Raw genomic sequence first — 12,850 nt, 5'->3', positions numbered from 1 at the left:
ATATCCCTTCCCTCTTTCTTTATGTTGGTAATGATTTTATTATATGAAATGTGCCTACAATTTAAGAGGCGAATTTCTATTATAATAGTACTTAATTCCTACTATTCATTTGGTAACATGCAAACGGGACTGCCCCAAAGGTCATTAGACCCTGAAGCAGCCCCGCTTATTTTATTGAATTGTAAAACAAATTCCTATTCATCTTCCTTAAAAACAGGCCTAATTACGAGTTTAAATTCAAACTCATTCTCTTCCAGTCTGTACTGCGGAGCCAGCTCAGGTCCACATGAATGTGAGCCTACTCCACTCATCTTGTAATCAAGATGAACGATCGTCTCCTCCCGCCTCACCAGCATGTGATGATGCGAGGCTGCCGCCAAATCCTCTGGTGTATAGTGAGCCGCATTGAATGAGAATGCCTTATCGCTAGTAAAATTCAATCCCATTCCCTGCCAGTTAGAAACACTCACCCATTCCGTTCCAAAGCGAGAGCCGTTTTCCTGAGGTCGGATATAAGGCTCAAACAGCTCATCAACTGTCTGGAGATACTTTCCTTTCTTAACGCTATGCTGCTTGTCTATATAGCTTTCTTGTGGCCCGAATCCAAAATATTCGACCTCTTCTGTTCCTTGCGGCATAGTAAGCTTCAAACCAAAGCGAGGCAAGAATGGCAAGCCTTCTCTGACTTTTACATTAACCTGGAGATTAATCTTACCAGTGCTGTCAAACTGCCAGATGGATTGACCATGTAGAATCGGATATTTTATATAACCGCCAAGTGAAAAATCAACACCAATAGATACTGAATTCTCTGTCTGTTCAATAATTTCAGAGCGATATACGCGCATAATGGCTTGATCATAGCCTTCTTGTAACCATTTTGGCTTCAGGTGCGCATCATTATCAATCGGAGCTCGCCAAATGTTGAAGGTAGCCGGAGATTGAAGCAACTGTAATCCATGTTTGGATATCCGTGTTAAAGTCCCGTCGTACAAATCGAATTCATGTTGGAAATCAAAACCTTCTATTGCTACAAGGTGCCCGTTTTGAGTGACATGAATTGGGGCCAAAGAAGGCACCACGACTGCCTCTATTCTTTCAACAGGCAGCTCGAATTGTTCAAAAGTTAGCTCATGGCCTGCCTCACACCATAAAGTATCGACCTTCATCTTACAGGTTAAGGTAAGGAAGTAACGGTTCGCACTCACTTCTGGCAATTCATATGGAATTCTGACAATTGATTCTGTGTGAGGAGCAACATCTGAATCGTCCAAGCAACCTTGTTGTACGACTACGCCGTCCTCCTCCACCTTCCAGTGCACAGATACATGAGTTAAATCTGTAAAATCATACCGATTCGTGATCCGAATCCTACCCTCGGCTAACTGTACCGCTTCAATCTTTATAGGAGCTATCACTTTTTTATATTCCAACAATCCTGTATGCGGTTTACGATCTGGTGTGACTAAACCGTCAATACAGAAGTTTCCGTCATGTAGTTTTTCTCCGAAATCTCCACCGTAAGCGAAGTAATGTATTCCTTCAGCTGTCTGTGTCTTCATACCATGATCGACCCATTCCCAGACACAGCCACCCATCAGTTTTGGATACGCATCAATGACATCCCAGTAATCCTTCAGATCGCCAGGACCATTGCCCATCGCGTGACTGTATTCACAGAGAAGCAACGGTTTTGAGTTCGTATCATCTAGCGCATATTTCTCAATCTCTGCTGGTGATGCATACATACGGCTAACCAAATCAAGACTCTCTTCGTTAGGATTGGTTTCAACCCGCGGATACTGCGCACCTTCATAGTGGATCAGCCTAGATGTATCCCGATTTCTCGCCCACTCCGCCATCGCTATATGATTTACTTCATACCAAGACTCATTACCAAGCGACCACATGATTACAGAAGCCTGATTCTTATCTCGCTCCACCATTCGAGTCATGCGATCCATGAAACTTTTCTTCCAATCCGGGTTGATGCTGAGTATATTGAAGGGACCGGCACTATACACGCCATGACACTCCAAATCAGCTTCATCTATGACATAGAACCCGTACTTATTACAAAGTTCTAAGAACCTAGGATCATTCGGATAATGAGAAGTACGAATCGTATTAATATTGTGCTGCTTCATGACCACTAAATCTTTGATCATATGATTGACCGGAATCGTCCCTCCTAGCTCAGGATGAGAATCGTGGCGATTGACCCCTTTGAGCTTAACAGCCTGTCCGTTGATTGTGAACACACCATCTTGAACAGCAATGAACCTAAACCCGACAGTGAACGTCAGTACCTCGTTGCTGGCATATACATATAAGCTATACAGATAAGGATTTTCGGCGTTCCACAGCTCAGGATTATTTATTACCAACGGAATGCTTCCTTTGCCGTCTATCGAGGCCTCACCCAAACTAACAATTCGCCCAGATGCATCCTTCAGCTCAACTGTTACCTCTATGGGACCTGTAGTTTCAATCTCGCAGGACAGGGTTGCTTTTTGAAAATCATCAGAGAGCTGTTGTTTATTAAATACATCACGTACATGAGCCTTGTCTCGCGCAAGCATATACACATCACGGAAAATACCCGAGAATCGCCACATATCCTGCCCTTCTAAATACGAGCCGTCACACCATTTTAACACCATAACGGACATCCGATTCTTGCCGCTCTTCAGATATGGTGAAACAAGGAACTCAGCCGGCATCCGACTGCCCTGGCTATATCCTACGAATGTGCCGTTGATCCATACATAAAAACAGGAGTTTACTCCCTCGAAAACTACGTACTTCTCCTTATTCTCCCATTGATTAGAGACCATAAATTCTCGCACGTATAAGCCAGTTGGATTCTCAATAGGCATAAAAGGCGGATCGCAAGGAAAAGGATAATTGTAATTCACATATTGAAGTTGATCATAGCCATTCGTTTGCCAGCACGATGGGACGATCAAATCATCCCAGCTTTTTACATCTTTATCTTCTTTATAAAAGTCATCTTCTACCTCTTTCACCGAGGGAAGATAGTTAAATTTCCAACTTCCATTTAAAGTTTGATAGTTGGGAGACTGTCCCCGTTTTCCGGAGTTCGCATTTTCACTGCTGTTATACGGAATATAGTACGCCCTTGGCTCCTCTCGATTAACATGCATAACCTTAAGGTTTTCCCAGTATTTCTCTACTTTAATCACGTGTGTCGCTCCATTCTATACCTAAAATATTACTTCTATCCCTTCATTATGTCATGAAGCCTATTAGCTGTAGAGGCAAAAACCAATTTAAACCAAGGGAAATTCGACTGAAAAGCCCCACGAATCCTCGTGAGGCTTTCCTTCCCTACAATATTTCCATACACATAAATCACACACCACTATTTTAAAAATTGCGTTAAAGAAACCAATTCCCAAGGTGCAAGATTGATCTGTATGATTAATTCCCCCTGTTCACTTGCTCTTACAACGTACTTCTCTGTGAATTCAGCTTTTTCTCTTAGCTCAACTGTAAAGCAAGTTTATGAAAACGCATTCAAATATGCCTTACCTACAGGCAAATACTCAATATCGCATGCAGTTTGCTGAGATTATACTTAACCCATAAGACAAGAAAACCAAAAGTAGGTTTGGAACTATTTCATTCAGATAGTTCCAAACCTACTTTCCTAATGAGAGAGACCTCTGTTATTCAGTTCTTGCATTCCGGTAAGTGAAATATTTAAAATCTGCAGACTTTCTTCTACCCGTAAAATCTTGTGCAGATATACCAAACATGGCGCCAGTAAAGCCCGGCCAACAGTACTCATCCGAGATTTTAAGCGCATCTAATGACTCCCCTAACCCTGACCAATGAATTCCATCAAAAGAATATAGAAACGATGCAATAGACTTTTCCACCTTAACTTTTAAATAAATCTGTTGATGATCAAAAAATAATGGCGCGGAAGTCGAATTTATGAAAAATCCTTGATCAAAGCACATCAGACTTAAGTATTTCCTCTGACTTTTTTCATCAAACGACACATACGCATAATATTGATTTGCTTCATTATAACGATATAAAATGCCGGCTAGTTGCTGATAGCTATCCGGCTCGAATTCCATACAAGTTTCAACCTCACAGTAAAAACTTTGCTGTCTTCTAAACAAGGCCGCTTGCTGATGTCTTGAGACAATAGAATCTCTACCATATATGCGTAAGTACCCCTCACGCTCAATGGTAGTAAAGTAATCATTCCCCATTGATATTCTTAGATTTAAGAAATCACTCGATATATGCGCATCTTGAAAATTATATATGAATTCTTTCGAAGGATTTTCCTTACTATTGCTTTCATAAGGTACTTCAAACGATTCTAATGGAGCATTGCTTCCACCTAAAATATATGGCCAACTATCTCTCCACTCAATAGGTTGAATACCTGTTTCACGCCCCAGTACACTAAAAGAATTTTCTCTAGAATAAACTAAATCATCGTCTTTTTTTATCGGTCTTGCACACAAATGCACGAGATACCATTCATCGTAAATACCGGTAAAAAGTGCACCATGGCCTGATTTTTGCAGTCCTACTTCCTGATTCCCTGCTGCCGTCAATAAGTAAGGATTGCCGGGTCGGATCTCATAAGGACCACAAATATCCTCTGAACGCGCAATCGTACAGGCATGTTCATATTCTGTTCCACCTTCTGCAGTTAACAGGTAGTAATAGCCATCTTTCTTATATAGATGTGGCCCCTCCGTTAACCCCTTTTCTGTCCCTTTGAAAATAATATTTTCTTCGCCAATAAGTCTTTGTTGATTTGGATCATATTCCTGCATGGCAATCCCATAAAATCCAGCGGCATGTTGCCCTTCGCTTCCAGGTTCTTTCCTCCAAGACCATTTGGCATATAACAGCCACTTTCTTCCGTCATCGTCATGAAACATAGAAGCATCAAAACCAGATCCCGTCAAATAGATGGGATTACTCCATGGACCATCCAAGCTAGTACTTGTAATTAAAAAATTGTAATCATCATGGAATGGAATCCCTTCTTTACCTTCCAATTTAAAAGTACGAATGTTAGAGTACACCAAATAAAACATGCCATTGGAGTAAGACAAGCATGGCGCCCAAACACCCGATGAAGCATCTTGATTCATCATATTAAGCAGTCGATCTTCATTTAGTGGATATGCCTCGGTTTGCCATTGAATTAAATCTTTTGAAGAACTGATTTTAACTCCCGGATAGTATTCAAATGTTGAATTCGCAATATAGAAAGTATCGCCTACTCGAACCGCAGACGGATCAGGATGAAAGCCTGGTAAAATCGGATTCTGCACTATGGACATAACATGTATCCCCTTATCTTAAAATATATTTTTAACTATAAAAGTGTTCCCTTACATTGAATAGGCAATATCCTACTAATTTACTGGCTAATTTCAACTGTATTACTTATTCGGGTGTTAGCAGCAGTATCGGACTAATAGACATCTTTATCTAGAACCATTTACATAGATAAATTAAATAGCCCTACGATTTCTCGTAAGGCCCTAATCTATTGCTTATATGTTTTATCACAATTTATTAAACCATGTCATCTACTAATCGCCCATCCCGAAACCTTACAACTCGCTTCGCATGCTCCGCTACCTGCCGATCATGCGTAATCACAATAATCGTCCGCCCCTGCTCATTCAACCTCCTGAATATATCCATGATCCCCGTGCCAGTCTTTGAATCCAAAGCCATTATAGGCGGACAAACAGCTCTCACTGTTTCTCGACATTCCATGGTAAATCAACGGTAACTCCAAAATCTCAATCTCATAAGTGCTTAGTCTTGTCAGCAAGTTAAGGTTCTGTAAACAAACCCGTTCTGCTTGAGCAACACAAATAAGGAGTAAAACCGATATCTTTGGTGCTCATGTTCGCTTTGAAATAACAGATGCCACGGAACATGATGGCGTTTACGCCGTTATCGCGTCGCTTGACGGCGATTTTGATAAAACTAATCTACCCAGTCCATTGTTTTTAAAACATACGTTTAAGCTGTCTGGCGGTAATATTAATGAGTTGCAAGTATCCTTACCTTAAAATGGAAAGCAAATACAAATCGGCGCGTTTCGATGCGCCGATTATTTCTGATTTTCAAATCATTTATGTCACGTATAGATAATGTGCTTCCCATTATAAGTTCGGCTCGCCTCATTCTATCTTTCCCTAGTCTAATAATTTAATTTTCATTCTAATAGTTTATATTTTTAACATGCCATCCTTTTAAGGATGCTGAGCAAAGAAGTCCATACCAAATAATTTACCGTTACTACACTTATGTTCATGGAACTTACTGGGATTCGATTTTCCTACATTTTGTTTTTAACATCAGAAATGCCGCGGGACAAGGATATGTGGATGTATAATTTTATATCACCCTTATATAAACGAAACTCTCATCGAAAACGACGATGAATATTATCTGACCAAGTAGCACCTTTTAATATTTTCATTCTGCTTAAGAGCGTACATCGTGTATTCCCCTCGGTTATTAATTTTTTTCTCTTATCAATAACCCTCTAATGGTGTTTTATTATTACTCACTTGGATAAACGTCTTGTATTCTTTTCCATATCCTTGATAGTGGCCACCATTATTCGTCAGCTATATCTCGTTTCATATCGCTTCAAAATCTTTATTTGTTACTTCATGAACTTTGTCTGTTGAGCTCATTTACAAAGTAATAATTCAGATCTTAATCTCATTCAAAAAGTTTATTTTACACATCACTCTCCCCTCGTGTTTGGTGTAGAAAACCTTGTTTATAAATTTTTCCCCTTCATCAGGTATCATGTTTACTTCAATATATTTAACCAAGCTATCTGGCCAATTACTTAATAATCCATCTGCTAGCACTAAGTACTCATTGATGATATCTAAATCAACATCACGAATTCTGATGACTAGAAAAGGGTGCTCTCCTAAGAACTCTCCCGATAATTTTTCTATATTATTGGCTAATTTATTTTTAAAGTTTGATATATTACTACCACAATTCTTACAAATTCCTGTAATTGTAAATAGTATATCAATAGAGTGATGACATAAAGGGCATTTGTGCTTCAGGAAGCACTTGTGTGTATCACATATTATTACTGGGATCATTGACCAATGGATTCTGTGATATTTTCGTTCATTGAGACAATCTGGACAGTATTTAGTTACCAATGGATAATTAATTAAGTCTTCACCTAGAAGTAATCCTTTACTAGACAAATTTCTTCTATAGTTATTTCGATTTGATATTTCAGTGCCTGTTAATGCCTCTGCTAGTCGGTAAAATAAATCATTAGTGTTTTTGAAGTTTTCATTAACTTTACTAATTTGTTTTAAAATTGAGGAATAGTGATAACACAACTTTCTATGACTATCGATCTCATTGTATCCATTTATCTGAGATAATCTTAGTAAAAAACCTTCAATCGATTCGTCGTTTATTATATTTGTTCTTCGAGACAACCTCCACCTATTCATATCTTAAAATCACACCTTTTTTATACCTTGGTGTATTTTTATTCAATTATATGCATAAAAAACTAATTCCAATGAATTCTGAAACAAATCGTCTAAGGGATTATGGAACAATTCTAAAGAATTATGGAATTTCACAAAAAATCCAGGGCTCCCGCCCTGGATTCTCATCAATTACATCTGCTATACCCGCAGTTGATACAATTCTTACACCCTTCGCTATTCACTAGCGAAGCGGAACCACACGACGTGCACAAGTCCATCGCCGCGACACTCGTCGCGCTTGGAGCAGCGTGCCCGCTATGTGCAGCTGCCACAGGAGCTGCCTCCACGACCTCGCTCGTCGCGGTCACGTAGTTCCGCGCGTCGTCAGGCTCGCTCATCACTTCGTCGTGCTGCTCGAGCGCTTTGGCAACCGCATCTGCGATCGACTCGACACGGTTGTTGCCGAAACCGATGGCGCCGGAGCCGCCAATGCCTTTCAAGTGCTTCACGAGCAGCTTCACTTTGTCGCCGTGATCGCCATAACGCAAGAACAAGGAGCACACGCGTCCGAGTGCTTCGGACATCGCGAACACGTCAGAGCCTGCTTTTCCTACGTTGAGGAAAATCTCGCTTGGCGTTCCGTTCATATCATTAATGGTAATATACGCCATACCGAATGGGGTATTCACTTTATACGTAGCGCCACGCAAAATTTGCGGACGGCGCTTGTATTGCTTATCGAAGACTTGCTCCGTCTTCGCATCCACGTTTACTGCTAACTTACCAGAAATGGAAGCCAAACTTTCTTTCTCCACCACAGCTTCTGCTGCCACTGCGACTGGAGCAACCTCCGGCTGTACCTCAGCCTTCACTTCTTCTTTTTTATCTGAATCCGAACTTGTACTCAACACCTGTACATCACGACTGCCATCGCGATAAATGGTCACGCCTTTACAACCCAAATCGTAAGCCAATTCATAAAGTCGCTTCGTCTCTTCAACCGTGAAATCAGCAGGGCAGTTCGCCGTTTTGGAAATGGAGCTATCTACCCAAGTCTGAATGGCAGCTTGTGCACGAATATGATCTTCAGCAGACAAGCTCATCGAAGTAACGAAGTAGTCCGGCAGATCTTGATCTGGATTCGCGTCCTTCCAATTCTGAGCAATCGGCACATACTGTTTATCGAAGCCTAGGCGACTTTGACGATAGTACTCAAATGCGAAGTAGGGCTCGATCCCTGTCGATGTGCCAACCATCGTTCCTGTGCTTCCGGTTGGTGCCTGTGTAATAACGGTAACGTTACGCATGCCATTCCGATGAATGGCCTCCCTGACCTCAGGATATACTTCAGTCATTTTGCGCATAAAGCCGCTTTCCATAAATTTATCTTCGATAAAGGCTTGGAACGATCCCTTCTCGCCTGCAATCTCAGATGAAGCCAGATACGCTTCTCTGGCCATAAATCCATAAATCTTGTCTAAGAACACGAGGGATTCAGGGCTGCCATACCGTATTTTCAAAAGAATCATAAGCTCCGCCAGACCCATCGTACCGAGTCCTACACGACGCTCATTTTGTTGATTTGCTCGATTTTCTTCGAAATGATACGGTGTTTTGTCGATCACATTATCAAGAAAACGCGTTGAGTAACGCACGACGGTAGCAAGCTCTTCCCAATCTACATCATGCTTCTCCGCATCATAGAACTTCGACAGATTAATCGCTGATAAATTACAAACACCCCATGCAGGAAGTCCCTGCTCTCCACACGGATTCGTACAAATAATCGGATTAAAATACCAACTGTTCGACATTTGGTTGTAATACTCCAGGAACACGACGCCTGGTTCTGCTGATTTCCAAGCAGACTCAATGATCGAATGCCACACATCACGCGCGCGAACGGTACGATAAGGCTTAACAGCTTTGCCTAATTTCTTCCACGCATCCAAATTTCCGTCCCACAGTTCATTGTATTCTGGATCGGTTGTATCCGGGAACACCAATTCCCACTCCAAATCTTCCTTCACTGCTTTCATGAAACCATTGCTGACACATACGGATAAGTTCGCATTCGTAATTTGTCCCATCGTGGACTTCACCGTAATGAAATCCTCCAGATCCGGATGCCAATCGTTAATCATTAGCATTAACGCACCGCGCCGGCTTCCGCCTTGCTCAATTAATCCCGTCGTATAGCTAAATAATCCGCCCCACGAGACAGCCCCGCTGGACGATCCATTCACGCCTTTCACGACCGAACGTCTTGGACGAAGCGAGGATAGATTGATACCGACGCCGCCTCCACGCGACATGATTTCCGTCATTTCAGTCAATGTATTCATAATGCCGCCACGGCTATCCTTCGGAGAAGGAATCACGTAGCAGTTAAATAACGTCAACTCGTCACTCGCATCCGCGCCCGCCGCAATACGACCACCAGGGACAAGTTTCCAATCATTTAAAATATACCGAAATTTATCCGTCCATTCCTGACGTTTTTCCGGTGTTTTCTCCACAGAAGCCATCGCTCCTGCCAAACGGTCCCACATTTCTTCTGGTGTTTTTTCCATATTTAACGTTAGTTTCTCAACTGCAGATTCAACGGTTTCCCCACTGCGTGTACGAACCTTCACGGTATTTCCTTCACGACTAATAATTTCGCCAACTTCTTTGGCTGGGAATTTCGGATCATCCTTCGTCAGTACAAGAACGGTGTCTCCCACTTTCGCATGACTTGTGTCCGCATTCTTAAGTGCATAGCGATCCAAAAAGATTTTCTCACTCAATCCTGTTAGCTTCTTACTCTCATACACATTCCCCATGAACATAAGCCTCCCAATTAAAGTGCAAATTCTGCTGCAATTAAGATAATCACTACAAGAGTCATTAGCCAATAATTCTCAATATATGGTAGTGCCAAATTATTATACTACACAACATATGGATGTACCATTGGCAAAAGAACCAAATTCACTCTAGTTGCAGATTTGCTAGCTTTGACGCGTCTCTCATCCTTTGTTAACCTATAAGTAGGATACCACATAAGGCCAACATTTAGAACATATGTTCCAATAACATTTTATTCCTAAGGAGTGCATGCTCATGTATTTTTATAAAGACCAATTCATACATAAACAAGATATCCAAATCTCACCTGATGATCGCGGTTATTATTTCGGAGACGGGATTTACGAAGTGTTTCGGGTATACAATGGACAGATTTATGAGGGTGCTGCACATATGCAGCGGCTTGAACGAACTGCTAGTGAAGTTCGCCTCTCTTTTCCACATTCAAGTGATGAAATATTGACTATACTGAATAAACTCATTCAACAAAACACCCTCACCGAAGGCACCGTTTATTTGCAAATCACGCGTGGGGAAGCGCCTCGCGCACATCCTTTTCCGACAAAGGCTGAGCCGATTATGCTGGCTTACTGCTCTGAAGTGAAACGCCCACTAGCTTCGATTCAAAATGGCATAAAGGCTATCACGCAGCCTGATATTCGCTGGCTCAGATGTGACCTCAAGACCCTAAATCTGCTCCCTAATGTACTTGCCAAACAAGCTGCGCTTGATCATGGCGTGCAAGAAGTCGTCCTGCATCGAGAAGGCACAGTCACCGAATGCAGCGCTTCGAATTTGATGATGGTGAAGGATCAGGTGCTCTATACGCATCCTGCGAATCATTTGATTTTGCATGGAATTACGCGGGCAGTTGTACTTAGATTAGCTCATGCTTTACAAATACCAGTGAAAGAAGAACCTTTCACGACCGAACAGCTTCTGCAAGCGGATGAAGCCTTCATCACAGGGACAACGGTAGAAATCACGCCAATCCTCCAAGTAGACGGACAATTCATCGGCACGGGAACACCTGGTCCAACGACTCAGCGGCTTCAAGCCGAATTTGAAAGAACTTTTCTCTACTAGCAGGCGCAGACGCCTCCACACCACATACAAGAGCAACCCTAGTCATCTCCATGGACTTCAAGGTTGCTCTCTTCTTTATCTAGACAGCCCAATCCAAATGTTTACAGAAAAATCACAAATACGGATAAAACAATTGACGGAAGCCCTATACCCCAATTAAACTATGGTTAATTATAAAAGAACTTGGACAACTCGCCCCTACATACTTTGCTTAACAAAAGCGTTAAAGTGGTGGGCGAGCAATGCGTCCAAGCAACAAGTGTGACTTACGAGAGGGGTAATCAAATTGAAAAAGAAAGCACTCGTATCATTCGTATTATCAGCAGCATTAATGGTCGTAGCAGGTTGCGGTCAAAAGGCTGAGCCAACACCTGCTGCAGGCGGCGCAGCATCATCAACGCCGGCAGCTACAGCAGCCGCATCCAAAACGTACAAGATCGCGATCTCGCAAATTGTTGAACATCCATCTTTGGATGCTACACGCCAAGGCTTCCTTGCAGCACTTAAGGATGCGGGCATCGTAGAAGGCACGAACTTGAAAGTTGACTTCAACAACGCACAAGGTGATCAACCGAATAACTTATCTATCGCTCAAAAAATAGCTTCCGCTGACAACGATCTCGTGCTTGGGATTGCAACGCCATCGGCACAAGCAGTAGTTCAGCAAGTGAAGAAAGCTCCGGTTCTTTTTGCAGCTGTTACAGATCCGCTTGCAGCTAAGATCGTGACCAATGTTGATAAGCCAGGCGGCAATGTATCCGGTGCATCCGATACGAATCCCATGGCGATTGCCCAATTGATGGATTTCGTTGCAGCTAACATGCCTAAGATTAAAACGGTTGGACTTGTCCTCAATGAAGGAGAACCTAACGCGGTGATTATGGCTAAAAATGCTGAAGATTCTTTATCCAAACACGGAATTAAGCTTGTGAAAGCGCCTGTAACGAATACGTCAGAAGTCAAACAAGCTGCGCAATCCCTAGTTGGTCGCGTCGACGCTTTCTTGATTACACTGGATAACACAGTTGTTAGCGGTGTGGATGGTATCATTCAAATTGCCAACGACAAGAAAATCCCTTTCTTCTCCAGTGACCGTGACACCGTTGAAAAAGGAGCCTTCGCTACTGTTGGTTTCAAATACTACGATCATGGCTACCAAGTAGGTCAAATGGCTGTTGATATTTTGAAAAACGGTAAAAAACCTGCTGACATGAAAGTAACCGTCCCAGACAAAATGGATCTAATCCTAAACCTAAAAGCAGCGAAAGCACAAGGCATCGAAGTAACGGATGCAATGAAAGCTGCTGTAAAAGATAAAGAGAAAAACATTATTCAGTAATAGTCAGACACTAAAGGGGTGAACGTCACTTTCGTTCATCCCTTTTTTTCAAAGTAGGGAGGGACAT

Annotated in this window: 6 protein-coding genes; 2 read left to right on the top strand and 4 right to left on the bottom strand. The window is 42.0% G+C overall.

Features of this window, described 5'->3' with window-relative positions; genetic code table 11:
• Nucleotides 1-194: 194 nt before the first annotated feature.
• The 4 genes from AC58PV_RS27930 to AC58PV_RS27915 all read right to left on the bottom strand — a co-directional run bounded on the left by AC58PV_RS27930 (nucleotide 195) and on the right by AC58PV_RS27915 (nucleotide 10,333).
• A complete protein-coding gene (locus AC58PV_RS27930) occupies nucleotides 195-3,206 on the bottom strand; it encodes a glycoside hydrolase family 2 TIM barrel-domain containing protein (protein WP_497435985.1) in 3,012 nt (1,003 codons plus the stop codon).
• A 486-nt stretch (nucleotides 3,207-3,692) separates the two neighbouring features.
• On the bottom strand, nucleotides 3,693-5,345 hold the full coding sequence (locus AC58PV_RS27925) for a glycoside hydrolase family 43 protein (protein WP_497435984.1): 1,653 nt from the start codon (nucleotides 5,343-5,345) through the stop codon (nucleotides 3,693-3,695).
• Between the two features lie 1,395 nt (nucleotides 5,346-6,740).
• Complete coding sequence (locus tag AC58PV_RS27920; RefSeq protein ID WP_497435982.1) at nucleotides 6,741-7,511, bottom strand: TniQ family protein; 771 nt, start codon at nucleotides 7,509-7,511, stop codon at nucleotides 6,741-6,743.
• Between the two features lie 182 nt (nucleotides 7,512-7,693).
• Complete coding sequence (locus tag AC58PV_RS27915; protein WP_497435981.1) at nucleotides 7,694-10,333, bottom strand: adenosylcobalamin-dependent ribonucleoside-diphosphate reductase; 2,640 nt, start codon at nucleotides 10,331-10,333, stop codon at nucleotides 7,694-7,696.
• A 280-nt stretch (nucleotides 10,334-10,613) separates the two neighbouring features.
• On the opposite strand from AC58PV_RS27915, the gene dat reads away from it, so the two are divergent.
• Both dat and AC58PV_RS27905 read left to right on the top strand, forming a co-directional pair.
• The gene (gene dat / locus AC58PV_RS27910; RefSeq protein ID WP_497435980.1) at nucleotides 10,614-11,444 is read left to right on the top strand and encodes a D-amino-acid transaminase; all 831 of its coding nucleotides are present in this window, start codon (nucleotides 10,614-10,616) and stop codon (nucleotides 11,442-11,444) included.
• A gap of 331 nt (nucleotides 11,445-11,775) precedes the next feature.
• Nucleotides 11,776-12,783: an ABC transporter substrate-binding protein gene (locus AC58PV_RS27905; protein WP_497436028.1), complete on the top strand. Its 1,008-nt coding sequence runs from the start codon at nucleotides 11,776-11,778 to the stop codon at nucleotides 12,781-12,783.
• Nucleotides 12,784-12,850 lie beyond the last annotated feature (67 nt).

The sequence above is a fragment of the Paenibacillus sp. J22FR83 genome (genome assembly GCF_059691955.1).
This window is presented reverse-complemented; position numbering and strand designations above follow the sequence as displayed.